Source organism: Streptomyces sp. NPDC088097, from assembly GCF_044741845.1.
GTDB lineage: Bacteria > Actinomycetota > Actinomycetes > Streptomycetales > Streptomycetaceae > Streptomyces.
Genome location: NZ_JBIUTJ010000006.1, coordinates 111,730 through 132,919 on the forward strand (window position 1 = coordinate 111,730; position 21,190 = coordinate 132,919).

Here is a 21,190-nt window from a genome sequence, read left to right on the forward strand (position 1 = left end):
CAACGGCGTACGACGCCGGCGCCACGCCCGCACGACCAAGGGCCCCGGCCCCCGCACGGAGCGGGGGCCGGGGCCCTTGGCGTACTTCGGACGGTCAGACCTTCGTCGGAGCGTCCTGGGAGGCGTCCCGCGCGCTCCGGGAGGGAACCACCGTGAGGCGGCCCGCCTTCTTCGCCCGACGACGCTCCTTGCGGAGCTCGATCATCGTGTAGAGGGTCGGCACCAGCAGCAGCGTCAGCAGGGTGGAGCTGACGAGGCCGCCGATCACGACCACGGCGAGCGGCTGCGAGATGAACCCGCCCTCGCCCGTGACGCCGAGCGCCATCGGGAGGAGCGCGAAGATCGTCGCCAGGGCCGTCATCAGGATCGGGCGCAGACGGTGGCGACCGCCCTCGACGACGGCCTCGATCACGCCATGGCCCTGGGCCCGGTACTGGTTGACGAGGTCGATCAGGACGATCGCGTTCGTCACCACGATGCCGATGAGCATCAGCATGCCGATCATCGCGGGGACGCCCATGGGGGTTCCGGTGATGAGCAGCAGGCCCAGCGCGCCGGTGGCGGCGAACGGGATGGAGACGAGCAGGATCAGCGGCTGGACCAGCGAGCGGAAGGTCGCGACCAGCAGCATGAACACGATCGCGATGGCCGCGAGCATGGCCAGGCCCAGGGAGCCGAAGGCCTCGTCCTGGTCCTGGGAGACCCCGCCGATGGCGGCGGTGGCGCCCGCGGGCAGCTTGAGGGCCTTGATCTTGCTCTGGAGCGTGGTGCTGACGGCGCCGGTGTTGTCGCCGACCGGCTTGGCGGTGATGGTGGCGGCGCGGGCGCCGTCGATCCGGGTCATCGCGACGGGGCCGGGGACCACCTTGACCTCGGCGATGTCGCCGAGCTTGAGCGGGCCGACGGGGAGCGCCTGGAGCTCGGCGAGGGTGCCGGCCGGCTTGGCGGAGCGTACGACGACGTCCCGCTCGGTGTTGTCCAGTACGGCCTTGCCCACCGCGTTGCCCCGGACGGCCTGGGCGACGATCGCGCCGAGCGCGGCCTGGTTGAGGCCGGCCTCGGCGGTCTTCGGGGTGGCGGTGACCGAGACGCAGGGCACCGACTGGGCCAGGTCGCTCTGGACGTCGGTGACGTCCTTGAGGGTGGCCACCTCGGCGCGGACCTGCTCGGCTGCCTTGGCGAGCACCTCGGCGTCGCCGGCCTTGACGACCACGCTCAGGTTCTGGCTGCCGAAGCCGCCGCCCGCCGAGAGGGAGGTGTCGCCGATGCCGTCCAGCTCGGCCAGGGCGTCCTGGATGCGCTTCTTGACGGCCTCGGAGTCCTTGGCGTCCTCCAGGGTGACCTGGAAGGAGGCCTGGTTGGTGCCCGTACCGCCGCCGAAGGCCGCGAGGAAGCCGGAGGAGCCGACGGTGACCTGGTGGTCCTTGACCCCCTTGACGGAGTCGAGGGCCTTCTCCACCTTGCGGCTCGCCGCGTCGGAGGCGGCCAGCGAGGTGCCGGGGGCCAGCTCCTGCTTGACCGTCAGGACGTCCTGGTCGCCCTGGTCGAAGAAGTTCGTCTTCAGCAGCGGGGTCATGCCGAGCGTGGCGAACAGGATCGCGACGGCGATGGCCACGCTGGTCAGGCGTCGGCGGGTGGCGAAGCCCAAGACACGTACGTAGAACTTCTGGAGGCGACTGTTGGCCTCCTTCTCCTCGGCGGCGCGGCGTGCCTCCTCGGGGTCGGCGGAGGTGCCCTTGGGGGCGCGGAGGAACCAGTACGACAGGACCGGTACGACCGTCAGCGAGACCAGCAGCGAGGCCAGCAGGGAGGCGGTCACGGTGAGCGAGAAGGAGCCGAACAGCTCGCCGATCATGCCGCCGACCAGGCCGATGGGCAGGAACACGGCGACGGTGGTGAGCGTGGAGGAGGTGACCGCGCCGGCCACCTCCTTGACGGCGGTGGTGATCGCGGCCTCGCGCTCCTCGCCGTAGCCGAGGTGGCGCTTGATGTTCTCCAAGACCACGATCGAGTCGTCGACGACCCGGCCGATGGCGATGGTGAGCGCGCCCAGCGTCAGCATGTTGAGGGAGAGGTCGCGGGTCCACAGCACGATCAGGGCGAGGACGACGGACAGCGGGATGGAGACCGCGGTGACCAGGGTCGAGCGGATCGAGCCCAGGAAGACCAGGATCACGATGACCGCGAAGACCAGGCCGAGGAGGCCCTCGGTGGTGAGGCCCGAGATGGACTTGGCGACGGCCGGCCCCTGGTCGCTGACGACGGTGAGCTGGGCGCCGGAGCCGAGGGTGGAGCGCAGCTCGGGGAGCTTGTCCTTGACGGCGTCGGAGATGGCGACGGCGCTGCCGTCCTTGTCCATGGTCAGGACGAGGGCGAGGCTGGGCTTGCCGTTGGTGCGGGTGAGGGAGTCGGCGCGGGCCGGCTCCTGCCGGACGGCGGCGACGTCGGCGAGGCGAACGACCTGCTTGCCGGGACCGGCGGTCAGGCGGAGGTCCTCCAGCTGGGCGACGGAGGTGTAGCCGGCGCCGACGCGGACGGTGCGGTTCTTGCCCTCCTCGTCGAAGGAGCCGGCCGGGACGGTCGCGCCGCCCGCCTTGAGGGCCTCGGCGAGCTTGGCGGAGTCGAGTCCGGCGGCGGCGAGCTTCGCGTCGTCGGGGGTGACGGTGACCTGGAGGTCCCGTACGCCGTCCACGCTGACCTGGCCGACGCCCTCGATGTCCTCCAGGACGGGGACGACGGACTTGTTCAGCTGGTCGGCGAGCGCCTGCTGGTCCTTGTCGGAGGTGACGGCGAGGACGACGGTCGGGATGTCGTCGGTGGAGCCGGCCACCACCTGCGGGTCCACCTCGGCGGGCAGCCGGACGCGGGCCCGGTTGACGGCCTGCTGGACGTCGGCGACGAGCTGCTTGGTGCCCTCGTCGCCGAAGTCGAAGCTGGCGCGGATGAGGGCGTTGCCCTCGCTGGCGGTGGAGGTGATGCCGGTGATTCCGTCGACGCCCTTGAGGGTGGCCTCGATCGGCTCGACGACCTGCTTCTCGACCACATCGGGCGAGGCGCCCTGGTACGGCGCGAGCACCGAGACCATCGGCAGCTCGATGGACGGCAGCAGTTGTTGCTTGAGCTGCGGGATGGCTATGGCGCCGAAGAGGAGCGCGATGATCGACACGAGGCCGATCAGCGCTCTCTGGGCCAGGCTGAAGCGGGACAGCCAGGACATGGGTGTGGGATCTCTCTTCAGTCTTCGGTGCGTGCACGGGCTCGTGCCGTCGGGCTCACGCGAGGGAACACCAGCCTCGCCCACGGTGCGGCGCCGTTGCGTCGCTCGCAGGTGCCGTCCTTATGTCCGGCATACCGCGTCCGCAGTACTTCCGCCCTACTCCGCGGACCGACCGGTCAGTCGGTGCGGGGGCGGACCAGGCCCGATTCGTACGCGATGACCACCAATTGCGCCCTGTCGCGGGCGCCGAGCTTGGCCATGGCCCGGTTGACGTGGGTCTTGACGGTGAGGGGGCTGACTTCCAGACGGGTGGCGATGCCGTCGTTGGGCAGACCCGCCGCTACGTGCACGAGGACCTCGCGCTCACGGCCGGTCAGCGCGGCCAGCCGGTCGGCGTGGGCCGTGGTGGCGGTGGGGACGTCGGCCCGGCCGCCCTGGGCGAGGAAGCTGGCGATGAGCCCCTTGGTCGCGGCCGGGGAGAGCAGGGCCTCGCCGGCCGCGGCGACGCGGATGGCGTTGAGCAGCTCGTCGGGCTCCGCGCCCTTGCCGAGGAAGCCGGAGGCGCCGGCGCGCAGGGCCTGAACCACGTACTCGTCGACCTCGAAGGTGGTCAGCATGACGACGCGGACGGCGGCCAGTTCCCGGTCCGCGCTGATCATGCGGGTGGCGGCGAGGCCGTCGGTGCCGGGCATCCGGATGTCCATGAGGACGACGTCGGGGCGCGTCGCGCGGGCCAGCTCGTACGCCTGCGCCCCGTCGGAGGCCTCCCCCACGACCCGCATGTCGGACTCGGAGTCGACGAGCACCTTGAAGGCGCTGCGCAACAGTGCCTGGTCGTCGGCGAGCAGCACCGTGATGGGCGCACCGCCCTGAGTCCCGCTCCCGGTCTCTTCCACCCCCCGAGGGTACGGGGCGGATTCCTTGACCTCTGGTCAAGGGGTACCGCAGGGTACGCGTACTGGTCTACGGGAACGGGTGGGGAAACGATGGTCGACCGCGCGACGCGGTGCGAGGAACTCTTCGCCGTCGAGGGCTACGCGCACGTACGGCGCACCGCTCGTGAGGGGCTGGCCGAGGAGGGGGCCGGCCCGGCGCTCCACCGGTGGCTGGGCGTGGCGCACGCCGCCGAGGACGACGACGAGCACGACATCGAGGCGGAACGGGCCTTCGAGGCGGGACTGGCCCAGTGGCCCGACGACCTGGGGCTGTTGGTCTCCTACGAGGAGCTGTGCCGGCGCGCGGACGGATGGGCGCACCCGATGCGGGTCCGCCGTGGCACCGAGCTGCGGGCCCGGATAGCCGAGTTGGCACCGCCCGGGTCGGCCGCGCGCGAGCGCGTCGACGCGGTGATGGGGCTGGACGGGCCCGGGTACTGGGTGGACCACCCGGTCGGTCCCGAGCATCCCCGCCCCTGGGAACGGGCCCCTCTCGGCCATGACGTGGCCCTGGCCCTGGGCGGCGGGGAGGTCGAGGCGGAGCGCCCCCGGCACCCCGAGGACCTGCGGGCCGCCGAGGTGGCCGTCGTGCTGGAACTGCTCGCCGGGCCGTCGAAGGCCCCGCTGCGCCTGCTCTTGCGCTACCGGCTCGTCGCCTACGGGCTGGCGTTCGCGCTCGCTCTGGCGACGAACCGGCTCCTGGTCCTGACCGGCGTGGTGTCCTTCAGCGTGTGGGGCTGGCTCTGGTTCCTGCCGCTCGCCCCGGCCGAGGCCCGGCTGCGCCACGCCCGCCGGGTGGCCCGGGACCGGGTCGTGACGGCGGTGGCGGCCCGCCACGCGGCCGAGTCGGTCGATCCGGTGGCCGATCCGGTCTAGGTCGTCGTTCGGGTCCGAGTCCGGGTCGGTCCGGGTCGGCGCTCGGAGGCGCCGGTCAGCCGAGGGCGAGTACGACGAGGGTGGTGGTTGCCGCGAGTTCGCACAGGGCGCCGTAGACGTCGCCGGTGACGCCGCCGAAGCGGTGGACGCAGCGGCGCAGGAGGAGTTCGGCGGCGAGCAGGGCGGCGAGGACGGCCACCGCGTGCTGGACGGCGGCGGGCAGGCCCGCGGGGAGGGCGACCGCGGCGGCGGCCACCAGCACGGCGGCGGTCACGGCCACCACCGTGCGGTGCGGGACCGCGCCGGCGACGGCCGCGCCCAGGCCCTCGAGCCGGGCGGCGGGGACTCCGGCGCGGGAGGCCAGGGTCATCGCGAGGCGGGCGGTGACCGTGGCGACCACGGTGGCGAGGGCGCCCCGTACCCAGCTGTCGGCGTACGCGTTCGTCAGCGCGGCGACCTGGATCAGGAAGACGACCAGCAGGGCGACGACCCCGAAGGGGCCGATGTCGGACTGCTTCATGATCCGCAGGGCTTCGCCGGCGGGCTTGGCGCTGCCCAGCCCGTCGGCGGTGTCGGCGAGCCCGTCCAGGTGCAGTCCGCGGGTCAGCGCCGCCGGGACGGCGACGGTGACGGCGGCGGCGAGGAACGGGCCGCCGCCCCCGAGGAGGAGTACGGTCCCGGGCAGGGCCGCGAGGAGGCCGACGACGAGGCCCACGAGGGGGGCGCAGGCCATCCCGGTGCGGGCAGCGGGCCGGTCCCAGCGCGTGATGCGCGCGGGCAGCACGGTCAGCGTCCCGAAGGCGAAGCGGATCCCGTCGGGCAGGGAGGCGCGCTCGGCGGGCGGAACCGGTGGCGGATCATCGAACGAATCTTTCATCGGCGGGAACGCTACCTGTTCACCACGGACGGTAAATTGCCCATGAGGTGTCAAAACGGGAGCGGGTGTCGTGGGTCACTGGTGGTATCGCAACATCATCGAGCCGGGCAAGCTCCCGTTGCTGCTCGCGCTGCTGTCCTTCGTGCTGTCGTTCCTGGTCACACGGGTGATCACGCGGCTGATCCGGGCCGGTCGGGGCCCCTTCAAGAACATCACCCCGGGCGGAGTGCACGTGCACCACGTGGTCCCGGGGGTGGTCCTGGTCATCATCGGCGGCTTCGGGGCGGTCGGCAGCGGCCGGCACGGCTTCGGGTCGGCCCTGTCGGCGGTGCTGTTCGGGCTGGGCGCGGGCCTGGTGCTGGACGAGTTCGCGCTGATCCTGCACCTGGACGACGTCTACTGGAGCGAGCAGGGCCGCAAGAGCGTGGAGATCGTGGTGCTCACGGCCGCCCTGGTGGCCCTGGTGCTGGGCGGGTTCCTGCCCTTCGGCGTCAACGAGCTGACCCCGGGCGAACGGCACAGCCGCGGCCTGGTCGTCATGAACACCGCCGGCAACTTCTTCCTGGCGCTGGTCGCCCTGTGGAAGGGCAAACCCCGCACGGCGGTCTTCGGCCTGGTGATCCCCTTCGTCGCGCTCATCGGCGCGATCCGGCTGGCGCGGCCCGACTCCCCGTACGGCAAGAAGTTCTACGCGAACCGCCCGCGCGCCCGCGCCAGGGCCGGGCTACGGGCCTTCCACCACGACCGGCGCTGGGCCAGGCCCCGGCGCCGGTTCGAGAACTTCATCGGGGGCACCCCTGACACCCCCGATCCGCAGCGGACGGCGGCGAAGCGGGGCGAGTGAAACGCGACGAAGGGCCCGCCCCGGGTGGGGGCGGGCCCTTCGTCGTACGGCGGGTGGTCCGGGCGCCGCGCCGGGGTCGGTCCGGGCTCAGCCGGTCCGGGCTCAGCCGGGGATGAGGCCGTCGTCCTTGAGCATCGACCGCACCTCGTCGAGCGTGGCCTCCGGACCGGGGAGGATCAGCTCGGAGGGCTCCAGGGTCTCGTCCGGCAGCGGCTCGCCGAGGCGGCGCACGGCGTCGAGGAGGGCGCCGAGGGTCCGGCGGAAGCCGGACTCGTCACCGCTCTCGATCTCCGCCAGCAGCTCGTCGTCCAACGTGTCGAGCTCGGTCAGGTGGCTCTCCGCCACCCGCACCTGGCCCTCCCCCATGATGCGGACAATCATGACGGCCCCGTCCTACTGCTTGTCGAAGCGGTGCTGGGTCTGCGAGGGCTGCCCCGTGCCGGGGGCGCCGGGCTCGATGGCCGGCTGCTGCGCGGACGGGCCGCCCGCCAGCTCGGCCTTCATCCGCTGGAGTTCGAGCTCGACGTCGGTGCCGCCGGAGAGGCGGTCCAGCTCGGCCTGGATGTCGTCCTTGGAGCCCAGACCGCTGCGGTCGTCCAGGGCGCCGGAGGCCAGCAGCTCGTCAATCGCGCCGGCGCGGGCCTGGAGCTGGGCGGTCTTGTCCTCGGCCCGCTGGATGGCCAGGCCGACGTCGCTCATCTCCTCTGAGATGCCGGAGAAGGACTCGGCGATCCGGGTCTGCGCCTGGGCGGCGGTGTAGGTGGCCTTGATGGTCTCCTTCTTCGTCCGGAAGGCGTCCACCTTGGCCTGGAGTCGCTGCGCGGCCAGCGTCAGCTTCTCCTCCTCGCCCTGGAGGGTCTGGTGCTGCACTTCCAGGTCGCTGACCTGCTGCTGGAGCGAGGCGCGGCGGGACAGGGCCTCGCGGGCCAGGTCCTCGCGGCCCAGGGCGAGGGCCTTGCGGCCTTGGTCCTCCAGCTTGGCGGACTGACCCTGGAGCTGATTCAGCTGCAGTTCCAGACGCTTGCGGGAGGTCGCCACGTCGGCGACCCCGCGGCGCACCTTCTGCAGCAGCTCCAGCTGCTTCTGGTACGAGTAGTCGAGGGTCTCGCGCGGGTCCTCGGCCCGGTCAAGGGCCTTGTTCGCCTTCGCGCGGAAGATCATCCCCATACGCTTCATGACACCGCTCATGGGCTTCGCGCGCCCCCTTCTAGACGGACTGTGCTCCAGGTCACCGACAGAACCCACAGTACGGGCCCTGTCTCCATTACCGCACTGTTCGAGTACGGATGCGCTCCTCCTCCAGGACGAGTACCCCCACGCCCGTGTCAGGCGTAAGGAGTAGGTGATCCCCGAGACCGCAGGAACCCCGCACCCGGTAGACGCCCGCCGTTGCCGGATCGTTCCCCGGCGAGGTGGGGCACATGCCCTCGACCACGTAGGCTTGGGTTTTGTGTTTGGTAGCCGCTCCTCCAAGGAAGAGAAGGCCGCAGCCACCGACAAGGTGAGCACCGGCCTCTCGCAGCCCCGTAATCCGCAGGCCCCGAAGGGCCGCCCGACGCCGAAGCGTGCTGTGGCCCAGTCGCAGCGCAAGGCCGTGGTGGCCTCGACCGGCAATCGCAAGGAGGACGCCAAGCGGTCCCGTGAACGCCGCCGCGAAGAGATGGCCAAGCAGCGCACGGCGCTGGCCAACGGCGACGAGCGCTACCTGCCCACCCGTGACAAGGGTCCGGTACGGCGCTTCGTCCGCGACTTCGTGGACTCCCGCTTCTCGGTCGCCGAGATGTTCCTGCCGCTCGCGGTGATCATCCTGGTGCTGAGCATGGTCCGGGTGAACCAGATCCAGACCATCGCGCTGACCCTGTGGCTCGGCGTGATCGTCCTGATCATCCTCGACTCCATCGGCCTGGTGTTCCGCCTCCGCAAGGCACTGATCGAGCGCTTCCCGGACGAGCCGCGCCGCGGCGCGATCGCGTACGGCGTCATGCGCACGCTTCAGATGCGCCGGCTCCGTCTGCCCAAGCCGCAGGTCAAGCGCGGGGAACGGCCCTGACCGGAGCGACGCCCGGCTCACTCGCGGCGTCGCCGGACGACAGCACCCCGACGGGCTCCGGCCCGTCGGGGTCTTCGGCACCCTCGCGGTTCTCGGGCGGGTCCCGACTCTGGCTGGAAGGCCTGGGCGGACTGCGCAACGCGGTCCGTCAGGAACTCGTGGGCCGGCAGGTCGAGGAACAGATCACGCACCGCTTCCCGGTCGGGCAGCGGCTGCGGGTGCTCGACGTCGGCATGGGCCAGGGCACGCAGGCGCTGCGGCTGGCCCGCGCCGGCCACATGGTCACCGGTCTGGAGATGGACCCGGCGATGCTGGAGGTCGCGCGCACCGCGCTGGCCGCCGAGCCCGCCGGGATCCGCGACCGGGTCCGGCTGATGGAGGGCGACGGCCGCGAGACGGGCGCCCACTTCGGTCCGGGCAGCTTCGACGTGGTGCTCTGCCACGGGGTCCTGATGTACGTGCCCGAGGCCGACGCGATGCTCGCCGGGCTGGCCCGGATGCTGGCGCCGGGCGGACTGCTGTCCCTCCTCGTGCGCAACGGGGACGCCCTCGCCATGCGACCGGGCCTGTCCGGGGACTGGACGCGGGCCCTGGCCGCCTTCGACTCCGTCGACTACACGAACCGGCTGGGCCTGGACGTGCGCGCCGACCGGCTGGCCGACCTGACGGCCACGCTGTCGGGCATCGGCGCGCCCCTGCACACCTGGTACGGGGTCCGCGTCTTCACCGACGGCACCGAGGCGGGGGCGGAGCTGCCGCCCGACGAGGAACTGGAACGCCTCCTCGCGGCCGAGGAACGCGCCGGCCGCACCGATCCGTACCGCGCGGTGGCGGCCCTCCTCCACCTGTGCGGCGTTCGCGGCTGAGCCGTCCTGCCGCCCGCGGGAGTACGCCCGCGGGAAGACGGGCGCGGGAAGACGTTGGCGGGACATCCGGGCCCGGAGCGCGAGGCGCCCCGGGCCCGGATGTGGCCCCCGCCGGGGGCTACGCGTCCAGGGCCTCGCGCAGGCTCATCGTGTAGAGCTCCGTGCCGCCGTCGTCGGACAGCTTGACCCGCTCCGTGCCTCCTTCGAGGAGGTCCTTCCAGTACTCACCGATCCAGGACTCCGCGTCCCCCTGCGTGGTGAACTCCTCCGGCTCCACCGACGGGTTGGTCACGCTGCCGTCGGCCTGCTCGAACCGCCACGTCCACGCCATGTCCGCCTCCGTTGCTCGTCCGCTGCTCGCGCTGTGCGCACCTTGAGTCTGCCCGCAGAGTAACCGGGCGCGCACCACTCGCGGCGACGCGGGAGGATCTCCGTGTGGAACTCACTCTGCTCGGCACCGGTACACCCGAAGGACTGCCCCGCCCCGGCTGTCCCTGCGCCGCCTGCGCGGTCTCCGTCGGCGCCCGGGCGCGGGCCGCGACCGCCGTCCTCGTCGACGGGGCGCTGCTGCTCGACCTGACCCCCGGGGCGGTCCTCGCCGGGGCCCGCGCGGGGCACTCGCTCGCCGGGGTGCGCCAGGTGCTGCTGACCCACCCGCACGACGGGCCCCCCGTGGAGCTGCCGCCGGGGCTGCCGGCCGCCGGGCGGGTGCCGGACGGGCGGGAGCTGGCGGTGATCAGCGGGCACCGGGTGCGGGCGGTGCCCGTGGACGCGCCGGGCACCGGCTACGAGGTCACGGGCCCGGACGGGACGCGGCTGCTGTACCTGCCGCCCGGCGGGGCCCCGGCCGGGACGAACGGGGTGCGGGGGCGGCGCCCGTACGACGTGGTCCTCGCGGACGTGCTCGGCCGCCCGGACGCGCTGGTCCGGCTCCGCGCGAGCGGGGCGGTCGGCCCGGCCACCGACGTGATCGCCGTGCACCTGGACCACGACGTCCCGCCCGGCCCGGAGCTGGAACGCCGGTGCGCGGCGGCCGGGGCGCGTGCCGTGCCCGACGGGGCCACGGTCGTGGCGGGCGAGTACCCCCCGGCGCCGGCGCCGCCCCGGCGCACCCTGGTGCTGGGCGGCGCCCGCTCCGGGAAGTCCTTCGAGGCGGAGCGGCGGCTCGCGACCTTCCCCGAGGTGGTCTACGTGGCCACGGGCGGCTCCCGCGAGGGCGACGCGGACTGGGCACAGCGGGTCGGCCTGCACCGGGATCGGCGGCCGGCGAGCTGGCGGACGGTGGAGACCTGTGAAGTGGTGCCGCTGCTGGAGGAGCAGGGCCCGCCGCTGCTGATCGACTGTCTGGCGCTGTGGCTGACGGACGCGATGGACCGGGCCGGGGCGTGGGACGACGCGGTGTGGGCGGCGGGCGGCGCGAAGGAGCTGCGCGAGCGGACCGCCGACCTCGTGGCCGCCGTCCGCGCCACCCGGCGCACGGTGGTGTTGGTGAGCAACGAGGTGGGGGCGGGGGTGGTCCCGGCGACCGCGTCGGGACGGCGGTTCCGCGACGAGTTGGGCCGGCTCAACAACGCGGTGGCGGGCGAGTGCGAGCACGTCCTGCTCGTGGTGGCGGGTCAGGCCCTGGTACTGCGCGAACCTCCGCGCTGACCGGGGTGCGCGACCGCCCGGCCGGATCGGCCGGGGACCCCCCGGGGAGGGGCCTGAGCGGCTGTACTCTCTGGCAGATGACCACGCTGAATCTCGACGACTTCTCCGATCTGATCGAACGCCCCGACGGGGGCGTCCGGCGTGACGCCGAGGATCGCCGTGAGCGGCTGGCCGTGCCGCCCGGCGCGCTGGGCCGGCTCGACGAGCTGGCGGAATGGTTGGCCGCCGCGCAGGGCCGGGTTCCGGTCGCGCCGATCGTGCGGCCGCGCGTCGTCCTCTTCGCCGCCGACCACGGGATCGCCGCCGAGGGCGTGTCCGCCCGCGCCGCCGGCAGCGCCCACGCGTTGGTGCGCTCCGTGCTCGACGGAACCAGCCCGGTGTCGATCCTGGCGGCCCGGTTCGGCGCGGGCGTCCGCGTCGTGGACGCGGCCCTGGACTGTGATCCGGAGCTGCTGCCCGCCGAGGTGACGCGCCACCGCGTACGGCGCGGCAGCGGCCGGATCGACGTCGAGGACGCGCTGACAGCCGAGGAGACCGAGGCCGCCCTGCGCCTGGGCATCCGGATCGCCGACGAGGAGGCCGACTCCGGTACGGACCTCGTCGTGCTGGGCGACCTGAGCGTGGGCGGCACCACCGTGGCGGCCACCCTGGTCGCCGCGCTCTGCGGGACCGACGCCTCGGTGGTCACCGGTCGCGGCGGGGTTCCGATCGACGACCTGGCCTGGATGCGCAAGTGCGCCGCCATCCGCGACTCCCTGCGCCGGGCCCGCCCGGTGCTCGGGGACCAGATGGCCCTCCTCGCCACCGTGGGCGGCGCGGACGTCGCCGCGATGACGGGCTTCCTGCTCCAGTGCGCGGTGCGCCGGACGCCGGTCATCCTCGACGGGGTGGTCTCGGCCGCCTGCGGGCTGGTGGCCCAACGGGCCGCCTTCCGGGCCCCGGACTGGTGGCTGGCCGGACAGGCCAGCGGGGAGCCGGGCCAGGCGAAGGCATTGGACCGGATGGCGCTCAACCCCGTGCTCGACCACGGCGTCACAGTAGGAGAAGGAACCGGGGCCTTGCTGGCACTCCCCCTGCTCCAGGCGGCCGCCGCACTCGCGGCGGAACTCCCGGAGCGGGCGGCCGTGGAACAGCCGACGGACGCTGTGGGACAGCGGACGGACGCTGTGTCAGGGTTGACGGACTCCGTGGGGCAGCCGACGGACTGAGACACCGGGCACTACGGGCCTGACCAGTCCGCAGTGCTCGCACTGCCTGTGGACGGTGACGCCCCATATCATCGCTTTTCATGGGAGAGGTCCGCTTGACCAGCGTAGAGACCGACCGGAGCCTCGATCAGGCGTCCGGCAAGGGTTCGACCGGCAGGAAGGAGCCCGGCGGGGACACCGCCGGGAAGCCGGAGACCCGTAGGGGGAGTACCCGATCACGGCGCAGCGCCGCCTTCGCGGTCTGGTACCTGCGGGCCGTCACCTTCGTCAACTTCCTCAGCGCCGTGTGGCTGTCCCTGGGGCAGGACCTGCGCCGCCACAACACCGCCGACTTCTACACCCCGTACCTGCTGACGGCCGGCTTCGCCTCCGGGCTGTTCTCGCTGATGCTGGCGGTCACGATGGGCCGCCGCAAGCGGGCCGCGTGGATCCTGAACCTGGTGGTCGGCGGGCTGCTCCTGCTGACCTTCGCCGTCGCCGCGTTCGCCCCCTGCACGGGCGGCGAACTCAGCCTGTGCTACCCGGAGTTCCGCCAGCACGCGCAGAACTGGGTCTCGCTCGCCCTGACCGCCGCCTTCGTCGGCGCGCTGCTCCTGGGCCGCCACGAGTTCTACGCCAAGGGCGACCGCTCCAACCCGCGGCTGGCGACCGCCGTCGCCGCCGTGGGCCTGCTGCTGACCTCACTCGTCGCCGCCCTGTTGGTGGGCGCCACCAACACCGACCCGGACCGGGTCGACGCCACCTTCCTGGCCCGCTGGCGCTACGGCGTGATGCGCCTGATCACCCTCGCGCCCGACGACAAGAGCTACAACGCGATCACCACGCCCGCCTGGGTGGACGTCTTCGTCAACGTGATGTCGATGCTGCTGCTGGCCGCCGTCCTCTTCGCGGCCTTCCGTTCCCGGCGCGCCGTCGACCCGCTGAACCCCGAGGACGAGGAGCGGCTGCGGGCCCTGCTCGCCAAGCAGGGCGACCGCGACTCGCTCGGCTACTTCGCGCTGCGTCGCGAGAAGTCCGTCATCTGGTCCCCCACCGGCAAGGCCGCCGTGACCTACCGGGTCGTCGGCGGGGTCTCGCTGGCCTCCGGCGACCCCATCGGCGACCCCGAGGCCTGGCCCGGCGCGATCGAGCCCTGGCTGGCCGAGGCCCGCGAGCACGGCTGGATCCCCGCCGTCATGGGCGCGAGCGAGGAGGCCGGGCAGATCTACGCCCGCCACGGCCTGGACGCCCTGGAACTGGGCGACGAGGCCATCGTCGAGACCGACGAGTTCACCCTGGACGGCCGCGCCATGCGCACCGTCCGCCAGGCCTACAACCGCGTCAAGCGCGCCGGGTACACCGTCCGCATCCGTCGCCACTGCGAGATCCCCGCCGACGAGATGGCCGTCCTGCTGGAGCGCGCCGACGACTGGCGCGACGGCGCGACCGAGCGCGGGTTCTCCATGGCGCTGGGCCGACTGGGTGACCCCGGTGACGGCCAGTGCGTGATGTTGGAGTGCACCGACGGCAAGGGCGACCTGCGCGCCGTGCTGTCCTTCGTGCCCTGGGGGCCGAAGGGGCTCTCCCTCGACCTGATGCGGCGTGACCGGGACTCCGAGAACGGCCTGATGGAGTTCATGGTCATCGAACTCCTGGAACGCTCCAAGGAGATCGGCGTCACACAGGTCTCACTGAACTTCGCGATGTTCCGTTCCGTCTTCGAGCGGGGGTCCAAGCTCGGCGCGGGTCCGGTGCTGCGCATGTGGCGCTCGCTGCTGAGCTTCTTCTCCCGCTGGTGGCAGATCGAGTCCCTCTACCGGGCCAACGCCAAATACCGCCCGATCTGGGAGCCGCGGTTCATGCTCTTCGAGAAGAGTTCCGACCTGTTGCGCATCGGGATCGCGGCGGGCCGGGCCGAGGGCTTCCTGGAGGCTCCCGGCCTGCCGAAGTGGCTGCACCGCAGACATCTGGAGACGATTCGTTGACAGCACGGACGACGGCCTCGCTCCGGCGGTTCGCCCGCCGCGAGTGGGGCCCCCTGTTCTGGACCCTCCGGGACGCGCTCGTCCGTGACAAGTGGCGGGCGGTCCCGATGACGATCGGCGCGGTCTGCCTGACCTCCGTCTTCCAGATCGTGCAGAACACGTCCTGGGGTTTCCAACCCGTCCAGAACCTGGGTTCCGTCAAGGCCGTCGACCCGCTGTGGCTCGCTCTGCTGCGCACCCCGCTGTCCCTGTTCGTCCCGGCGCTCGACCTGCCGGTCTGGGGGGCCCTCGCCCAGATCCTGCTGGTCTTCGGGATCTCCGAGATCTGCATCGGCTGGTGGCGCACCCTGCTGATCGGCTACGTGGCCACCCTCGCCGGAACCACCTACGCCCGGATCGGCCTCTCGCTGGGCGCCGACCACCCCTTCGGCCTGCCGGACTCCGACCGGATCGTCAACGACACCGGCCCCTCGGCGGCGGTGGTGGGCCTCGCGATCTACGTCTGCTGGCGCTACCGGGCGTACCTCACCGGCACCGTGGTGGTGTTGGTGATGATCGGGGAGGTGCTGGTCAAGGACAACCTCGCGGGCAAGGAGCACCTGGCCGCCATCGCTGCGGTCATGTGCCTGTGCCTGGTCCGCGCCCGCTGGGGCCCGCCCCGCTCCCGGGAGCCGCTGGGGCGGCGGCCCGGGGCGCCGCCGTCCCGCGGGACCGCGCCCGTCTGAGCCGTACGCGGGGCGCCGAGGAGCCCGTACCGTATCGGGGTGACGACAGACCCCGGGCCCTTCCCCCGCACGCGGCGGTGGATGCGGGCCCACCCGCTGGCCACCGATGCCGCACTCGCCCTCGGGGCGTTCGTCTGCATGGTGGTGGGGTCCTTCGCCGACCCGCACGGGGAGCACGGGCCCACCTTCGGGACCCGGACCCCGGAGCCGTTCTCCCTGCTGCTGATGCTCGCCGGCGCGGCCGCCTTGGTCCTGCGGCGCCGGCGCCCGCTCGCGGTGCTCGCCGCCACCTGCGGGCTGGCACTGCTGGAGCTGACCACCGGCGAGCCGAGGGCGCCCGTCGCGATGTGCGCGGTGATCGCCCTGTACACGGTGGCCGCGCGCACCGACCGGAACACCACCTGGCGGATCGGGCTGCTCACGATGGCCGGGCTGACCGGGGTGGCCATGCTGGCAGGCCCCCTGCCCTGGTACGCGCAGGAGAACATCGGCATCTTCGCCTGGACCGGGATGGCCGCCGCCGCCGGGGACGCGGTGCGCAGCCGGCGGGCCTTCGTCGACGCCATCCGGGAGCGGGCCGAGCGCGCCGAGCGGACCCGCGAGGAGGAGGCCCGCCGGCGCGTCGCCGAGGAACGGCTGCGGATCGCCCGGGACCTGCACGACGTGGTGGCCCACCACATCGCCCTGGTCAACGTGCAGGCGGGCGTGGCCGCGCACGTCATGGACAAGCGCCCCGACCAGGCCAAGGAGGCACTGGCCCACGTCCGGGACGCGAGCCGCTCGGCGCTGAACGAGCTGCGCGCCACGGTCGGGCTGCTGCGCCAGTCCGGGGACCCCGAGGCGCCGACGGAGCCGGCTCCGGGACTGGCGGTCCTGGACGCGTTGCTGGACACCTTCCGCAACGCCGGGCTGCCGGTGGAGGCGGCGCTGCAGATGGGGTCCGGGCCCGGTCCGCAGGCGCTGCCGGCCGCCGTGGACCTGGTCGCGTACCGGGTGATCCAGGAGGCACTGACCAACGTGCGCAAGCACGCCGGTCCAGGGGCGCGGGCCCAGGTCAGCGTGGTGCGGGTGGGCCCCTCGGTGGAGGTGACGGTCCTGGACGACGGCGGCGACTCGGCCGACTCCTCCCCCGTGCCCACCGACCCGGGCGGCGGCCACGGCCTGCTCGGCATGCGCGAACGCGCGGGCGCCCTGGGCGGCTCCTGCTTCGCCGGGCCCCGCTACGGGGGCGGGTACCGGGTCCACGCGATCCTGCCCGTGTGAGGCGGGCGCACGGCCCCTCAGCAGGACTTCCGCCAGGCGCCCAGTTCGTACTTCTTCTCCAGGGAGCTGAGCTTCAGCTCCCTGGCCCGGTCGCAGAAGCGGTCCGTGGGGAGTTCGTACTCGACGTGGAAGACGGCCTTGCCCGCCGCGATGAAGGGGGTGAGGCGCTCGCACTCCCGGTACTCGGCGCACTGCTCGTTGACGGCGAAGTCGAACGCGCCGACGAGCTGCGGGATCTGGTCGAGGTCGTTCTTCAGGCCGACCGCGAGGCCCCGTTCGTGGGCGAGGCGGGCGATCAGTCGGTTGTACTCCAGCTGGTCCTCGGCGGTCAGGGGGAAACCGGTGGCGTTGCGGTAGCCGTCCATGTTGTCGGGTTCCACCGCGTCGAAGCCCTTGTCGCGGCACATGTCGAACCGCTTGGCGATCAGCGGCTCCAGTACATCCAGCCGGCGGACGTCGAGCCAGCGCTCGCCGTCCCAGCCGTTGCCCTTGCCGAGCAGCTCCTTCGGGAAGTCCCCGGCGTCGGGGCGGAAGTCCTCCCAGGCGCCGGTGGACAGGTAGCAGATGGTGCGTCGGCCCTTCGCCCGCAGCCCGGCCACCTGCTGCCCGGTGGTGGTGAACCCGTCGACGTCGTACACGGGCACGTCGACGGAGGTGTCGAGTCTGCCGGTGAGCTGCCACTGCCAGGCGGTGCCCGGCGGGGGGCGCCAGATCTCCCCCGGCACCCGGCTGGGGAGCGGTTCGGGGCTCTGCCCGTCGTCCGGTCCGGCGGTGCAGGCGGTGAGCAGGAGCAGCGCGGCGAGGCAGGCGCCGGCGAGGCGTCCGCCGCTACGACGGTTCATCCCGCGGGCTCCAGGGCGTACGGGAGGGTGCCCCAGGGGTGGGCGCCGGTGCCGGGGACCGCGCAGTGCACACCGGCTCCGCGCCGGGCGGCGAGTTCGGCGGCGGGCGCGTCCGGGGGGACGGCGTAGACGAGGTGGCAGAACCTGCGGGCGGGGTGGTCGGCGGTCCAGGACGGGGGCGCGGCGCTCTCCTCCCGGTAGGCGTCCCAGGGGCCCTCGAAGGTGACGAGGAGGTCGGCGAGGGCCACGTACCCGGGGTGCGGGTGGACCCCGTGGTTCAGGACGAGGGTGGCCGCGCCGGCGGCCCGGGCGGCGACGGCGAGCCGCCCGTAGTGGGGCAGCAGTTCCGGATCGGAGGCGGCCTGGTCGAGGAAGGCGCCGTCGGTGGCGTACCAGTCGCGGTGGCGCAGCAGGTCCTGGACGACGGCGGCGTGCGGGCGGCGCCCGTAGTCGGTGTCGGCGTACCCGAGGACAGGGACGCCCGCTTCCTTCAGGCGGGCGGCGACGGCGGCGAACCGTTCGTCGGGGGCGTCGCCGGGCCCGCTGTCGGGGTTGAGCACCACGGAGTGCAGGCGCCCGGTGGAGGCGGACCGGATGATCCGCTCCCACTCCTCGGGCCGGTCGGCGGGATGCTCGTAGAGCGGCACCAGCAGCATGGGGTCCTTCTCCTCGTACGGGGTCACGTGACGGGCGCTCAGCGGTGGGCCGTCGCCCGGCCGAGGAGCAGGCAGACCAGGACGGCCAGGGCCGCCGCGGCGGTGGAGGCCACGACCAGCTGTACCAGTCGGGGCTGGCCGGCGCCGACGAGCAGGGCCAGGCTCTGCACGACGGCCGCCGAGGCGCAGACCACGGCGGCGGGCCGGACGGCGCCGAAGGACTGGAGCAGCAGCCCGGTCCACATGACGGCGCCGAGCAGGAGCAGGGTCGCGACGCGCAGGCCGCTCAGGCCGGGGGCGTCGGGCCACAGCAGGGTCCCGCCGACTCCCAGGGCGAGCAGCACCGCGAGGTAGGCGGCGAGGCACCGGGCCAGGGTGGTCAGCATGCGGGTGCGGAACGCCCGGGGCGAGCGGGCGGCCCGGAGCCCGGCGAGGCTGCCGCTGCGGAAGCGGTGCAGCAGCCATTCGGCGGGGCCCATGCTGAGGGTGAGGGCCACCGCGGACGGCGCGGCGACGGCCTCGGCGGGGCCGCCGGCGAGCACCTCCCCGAGGGCGGCGTACAGCACGAGCAGGCCGGTGCCGAGGCCGAAGACCCCGTAGGGCACGGAGTCCCCGATCCGGGGTCCGCGCCGGGTGTACTCCTCCTCGGAGCCGCGCAGCATCTGCCAGCGCACCGGGCCGCCGTCGCCCGGGCGGCGCTCGGTCCAGCGGCGGATCCTGGCCACGCCGGCCCGGACGCCCTCGGCGAGCGGGAGTTCGCGGACGGCGAGGGTGCAGGCGGCCAGCAGGGACACCAGGAGCAGGGTGACCCGCAGCGGTACGGGCGGGTCGGTGAAGAGGGCGAGCACGGCCCCGGCGGCCATCGGGGCGAGGGCGGCGAACAGCAGCCGCTCCCGGCCGAGGACCAACAGGACGGTGGCGGAGCCCACGTACATGGCCTGCCCGGCGGCGAACGCGTAGGAGAACGGTGGCCCGCCGGGGACCGCGAGGGCGGCGGCGGTGCCGAGGAGGGCTCCGGCGGGGGCTCCGGCGAGGAGGGTGCGCCGGGCGGCGTCCCGGTCGCCGAGGCCGAGCCAGGAGTAGGCGCGGTGGGACAGGGTCTGGTCCCAGACCCAGCCGATGAGGGCGCCGGCGAGCAGGGTGAGGGTGCCGGCGGGCAGGCCGACGCGGTCCGGGGGGCCCTCCAGGAGGGGGGCGCCCAGGACGTAGGCCAGGCCGGGCAGGGCGAAGATCAGTCCGCGCAGCAGGCAGGCGGTGAGGGAGACCTTCCAGGGGTCGGGGGCCTGGTCCGGCTCCGGGAAGGAGCGCGGGACGCGGGCGTACAGTTCCTCGGCGAGGGTGAAGGAGTCCGCACGGCCGTAGGTGAGGCGGATGTACTCGTCGTTCATGCCGTCCGATTCGAGGACGGCGGCGATCTCGTCGGGGTGGACGGCCGCCGAGATGAACACGTCGAGGCGCCGGGCGAGTTCGTCCATGGGGTCGGCGGCCCCCGCCCCCGGCCCGCCGCCGCGGGGCCGGGGGACGGCGGGCAGGGTGTCGGTCCGATACCCGGGTCGGGCCGCGGGGGCGCGGCCGGCGTGGACCCGGCCCGCTTCCGGGCCGGGGGGATCGAGCCAGAGGGATCCGCTCACCACAGGCTCCCGTCGGCCGCGAGCTCCTTGTACCAGGGGTCGGCGAGGCGCTGGGTCCAGTCGTCGCCCGCGTGGACGGGCAGCACGGGCTGGCCGGCGAGTTCGCGGTAGATGTGGCGGAAGCCGTCCACGGACTGGTGGAGGGTGAACTTCTCGACGACCCGCTTGCGCGACATCCGGCCCAGCTCGGCGCGGCGTTCGTCGTCGCGGAGCAGGGCGAGGGTGGCGCGGGCCATGGTCTCCGGTTCCCGGGGCGGGACGACGAGCCCGGTGTCGCCGACGGCCTCGCGGACCCCGCCGACGTCGGTGGAGACGGTGGTGCGGCCGCAGGACATGGCCTCGATGATGCTGAAGGGGAAGCCCTCGCTGATGCTGGAGAGCATCACGATGCTGCCCGCCGCGTAGGCCTTGGCGACCTCGTCGACGCGGCCCTCGAAGGTGATGCCGTCCGAGACGCCCAGTTCGGCCGCGAGCTTCTCCAGGCGGAGCCGGTACTCCTCGCAGCCGGCCGGGACCGGGCCGAAGAGGCGCAGGCGCAGTGCGGGCAGCTCCTCGCGCATGAACGCGTAGGCGCGGACGAGGGTTTCGAGGTCCTTGATCGGGTCGATGCGTCCGCACCAGCTGAGGGTGGGGACCTCCGGCTCGGGTCCGGCCTCGGGGAAGGCGTGCGGGTCGACGCCGTTGTAGACGGTGCGGATCCGCTCGGAGTCGGCGCCCCCGCGCTCCTCCCAGCGGCGGTTGTACTGGTTGCAGGGGGTGATCAGGTCGGCCTGTCGGTAGCCCTCGGAGTTCAACTCCCGGTAGAAGCCCAGCATCAGCGCCTTGACGGGCCAGCGTTGGGCGGCGGTGCGGTAGCCGAGGTAGCGCTCGCGCAGGTAGATGCCGTGCTCGGTGAGGAGGAAGGGCACCCCGTCGAGGCGTTTCGCGGCGAGGGCGGGGAGGGTGGCGAGGCCGCTGCTGACCGCGTGGGCGACGCTGTCCGGCGGGATCCGCACGGACAGCGGGCGCAGGGCGTGTTCGAGCAGGTCGGTGGCGGTCAGCGCATCGTGGATGGTGGGCTCGGCCTCGGCGGTGATCAGGCCGGGGCGGGTCCAGACGGCCATCAGGAGGCGCAGTACCGATTCGGAGCGCAGGGCCGGCCCGAGTTTGCCGGAGCGGGCCAGTCGGGCGAGTTCTCCGAGGGCCTCGGAGAAGCCGCCGCGGGCGGGGTCGAGGAGCGAGAGCAGGAAGGTCTCGTACGTCTCGGTGAAGCGGCGCCGCTCCTTGCCCCTCAGGGTGGAGCGCAGGGTCCGGGGCGAGGGCGGCCCCCAGAGCGGGACGGCGGTGTGCCGGTACACGTTCCTCGGCAGTTCCCAGGTGACCGGCTCACGTCCGGAGCCGGTCAGGGCTATGACGTTGAAGTCGACCTCCGGCATACCGCGGACCAACTGGTCGCACCAGGTGCTGACCCCGCCGTGGACGTGCGGGTAGGTGCCTTCGGTGAGCATGGTGACATGACGCCCATGGCTCATGCGGTGTGTCCCCCCAGGACGGAAAAGGGGCCGGCGCCCGTGATGTCGCGGAGCGCCGGCGCTAGGTGGTACGGG

19 protein-coding genes are annotated in these 21,190 nt (G+C 73.3%); 9 read left to right on the forward strand and 10 right to left on the reverse strand.

Annotation, left to right across the window (positions count from 1 at the left end):
• Window positions 1-94: 94 nt before the first annotated feature.
• Complete coding sequence (locus ACIOD1_RS20055) at window positions 95-3,217, reverse strand: efflux RND transporter permease subunit (protein WP_401903653.1); 3,123 nt, start codon at window positions 3,215-3,217, stop codon at window positions 95-97.
• A 176-nt stretch (window positions 3,218-3,393) separates the two neighbouring features.
• Window positions 3,394-4,113 (reverse strand): response regulator transcription factor, encoded by a 720-nt coding sequence (locus ACIOD1_RS20060; protein ID WP_365613729.1) that lies wholly within the window; start codon window positions 4,111-4,113, stop codon window positions 3,394-3,396.
• A gap of 90 nt (window positions 4,114-4,203) precedes the next feature.
• Here ACIOD1_RS20060 and ACIOD1_RS20065 point away from each other — a divergent pair, with 90 nt between their 5' ends.
• Window positions 4,204-5,028: a hypothetical protein gene (locus tag ACIOD1_RS20065; RefSeq protein WP_401903656.1), complete on the forward strand. Its 825-nt coding sequence runs from the start codon at window positions 4,204-4,206 to the stop codon at window positions 5,026-5,028.
• Between the two features lie 55 nt (window positions 5,029-5,083).
• On the opposite strand, the gene cobS is transcribed toward ACIOD1_RS20065, so the two are convergent.
• Window positions 5,084-5,905, reverse strand: a complete 822-nt coding sequence (gene cobS, locus ACIOD1_RS20070) for an adenosylcobinamide-GDP ribazoletransferase (protein WP_401903659.1) — start codon at window positions 5,903-5,905, stop codon at window positions 5,084-5,086.
• A 70-nt stretch (window positions 5,906-5,975) separates the two neighbouring features.
• Here cobS and ACIOD1_RS20075 point away from each other — a divergent pair, with 70 nt between their 5' ends.
• Window positions 5,976-6,749, forward strand: a complete 774-nt coding sequence (locus ACIOD1_RS20075) for a hypothetical protein (protein WP_401903661.1) — start codon at window positions 5,976-5,978, stop codon at window positions 6,747-6,749.
• 102 nt (window positions 6,750-6,851) lie between these two features.
• On the opposite strand, the gene ACIOD1_RS20080 is transcribed toward ACIOD1_RS20075, so the two are convergent.
• Entirely contained in the window at window positions 6,852-7,130 is a 279-nt protein-coding gene (locus ACIOD1_RS20080; protein WP_365613743.1) for a hypothetical protein, read from the reverse strand.
• Between the two features lie 12 nt (window positions 7,131-7,142).
• Window positions 7,143-7,937, reverse strand: a complete 795-nt coding sequence (locus ACIOD1_RS20085; RefSeq protein ID WP_365613746.1) for a PspA/IM30 family protein — start codon at window positions 7,935-7,937, stop codon at window positions 7,143-7,145.
• A gap of 253 nt (window positions 7,938-8,190) precedes the next feature.
• Between ACIOD1_RS20085 and ACIOD1_RS20090 the strand changes: the two genes are divergently transcribed.
• Window positions 8,191-8,799, forward strand: a complete 609-nt coding sequence (locus ACIOD1_RS20090) for a DUF3043 domain-containing protein (protein ID WP_365613749.1) — start codon at window positions 8,191-8,193, stop codon at window positions 8,797-8,799.
• Between the two features lie 158 nt (window positions 8,800-8,957).
• On the forward strand, window positions 8,958-9,665 hold the full coding sequence (locus ACIOD1_RS20095) for a class I SAM-dependent methyltransferase (RefSeq protein ID WP_401903666.1): 708 nt from the start codon (window positions 8,958-8,960) through the stop codon (window positions 9,663-9,665).
• A 118-nt stretch (window positions 9,666-9,783) separates the two neighbouring features.
• On the opposite strand, the gene ACIOD1_RS20100 is transcribed toward ACIOD1_RS20095, so the two are convergent.
• Complete coding sequence (locus ACIOD1_RS20100; RefSeq protein ID WP_365613752.1) at window positions 9,784-9,996, reverse strand: hypothetical protein; 213 nt, start codon at window positions 9,994-9,996, stop codon at window positions 9,784-9,786.
• Window positions 9,997-10,100: 104 nt separating this feature from the next.
• Here ACIOD1_RS20100 and ACIOD1_RS20105 point away from each other — a divergent pair, with 104 nt between their 5' ends.
• The 5 genes from ACIOD1_RS20105 (at window position 10,101) to ACIOD1_RS20125 (ending at window position 16,475) form a co-directional block, all read left to right on the forward strand.
• Window positions 10,101-11,315, forward strand: coding sequence for a bifunctional adenosylcobinamide kinase/adenosylcobinamide-phosphate guanylyltransferase (locus tag ACIOD1_RS20105; RefSeq protein WP_401903669.1), 1,215 nt, complete (start codon window positions 10,101-10,103; stop codon window positions 11,313-11,315).
• Window positions 11,316-11,392: 77 nt separating this feature from the next.
• The gene (gene cobT, locus ACIOD1_RS20110; RefSeq protein ID WP_365613758.1) at window positions 11,393-12,523 is read left to right on the forward strand and encodes a nicotinate-nucleotide--dimethylbenzimidazole phosphoribosyltransferase; all 1,131 of its coding nucleotides are present in this window, start codon (window positions 11,393-11,395) and stop codon (window positions 12,521-12,523) included.
• Between the two features lie 80 nt (window positions 12,524-12,603).
• Entirely contained in the window at window positions 12,604-14,487 is a 1,884-nt protein-coding gene (locus ACIOD1_RS20115) for a phosphatidylglycerol lysyltransferase domain-containing protein (protein WP_401903671.1), read from the forward strand.
• On the forward strand, window positions 14,484-15,212 hold the full coding sequence (locus ACIOD1_RS20120) for a hypothetical protein (RefSeq protein WP_365613764.1): 729 nt from the start codon (window positions 14,484-14,486) through the stop codon (window positions 15,210-15,212). The genes ACIOD1_RS20115 and ACIOD1_RS20120 overlap by 4 nt, the downstream gene beginning before the upstream one ends.
• Before the next feature lie 81 nt (window positions 15,213-15,293).
• Window positions 15,294-16,475, forward strand: a complete 1,182-nt coding sequence (locus ACIOD1_RS20125) for a histidine kinase (RefSeq protein WP_365614982.1) — start codon at window positions 15,294-15,296, stop codon at window positions 16,473-16,475.
• Between the two features lie 17 nt (window positions 16,476-16,492).
• Here the strand turns inward: ACIOD1_RS20125 and ACIOD1_RS20130 are convergent, their stop codons facing one another.
• From ACIOD1_RS20130 to pelF, 4 genes are read right to left on the reverse strand one after another with little or no spacing between them, the layout of a single operon-like run.
• On the reverse strand, window positions 16,493-17,317 hold the full coding sequence (locus ACIOD1_RS20130) for an endo alpha-1,4 polygalactosaminidase (RefSeq protein WP_401903674.1): 825 nt from the start codon (window positions 17,315-17,317) through the stop codon (window positions 16,493-16,495).
• On the reverse strand, window positions 17,314-17,973 hold the full coding sequence (locus tag ACIOD1_RS20135) for a spherulation-specific family 4 protein (protein ID WP_365614985.1): 660 nt from the start codon (window positions 17,971-17,973) through the stop codon (window positions 17,314-17,316). Before ACIOD1_RS20135 ends, ACIOD1_RS20130 begins: the two co-directional genes overlap by 4 nt.
• Before the next feature lie 38 nt (window positions 17,974-18,011).
• Window positions 18,012-19,604 carry a hypothetical protein gene (locus ACIOD1_RS20140; RefSeq protein WP_365613770.1) on the reverse strand — a complete coding sequence of 531 codons (1,593 nt, stop codon included), beginning with the start codon at window positions 19,602-19,604 and terminating at the stop codon, window positions 18,012-18,014.
• Window positions 19,601-21,115, reverse strand: a complete 1,515-nt coding sequence (pelF, locus tag ACIOD1_RS20145) for a GT4 family glycosyltransferase PelF (RefSeq protein ID WP_365613773.1) — start codon at window positions 21,113-21,115, stop codon at window positions 19,601-19,603. Before pelF ends, ACIOD1_RS20140 begins: the two co-directional genes overlap by 4 nt.
• Window positions 21,116-21,190: the final 75 nt, after the last annotated feature.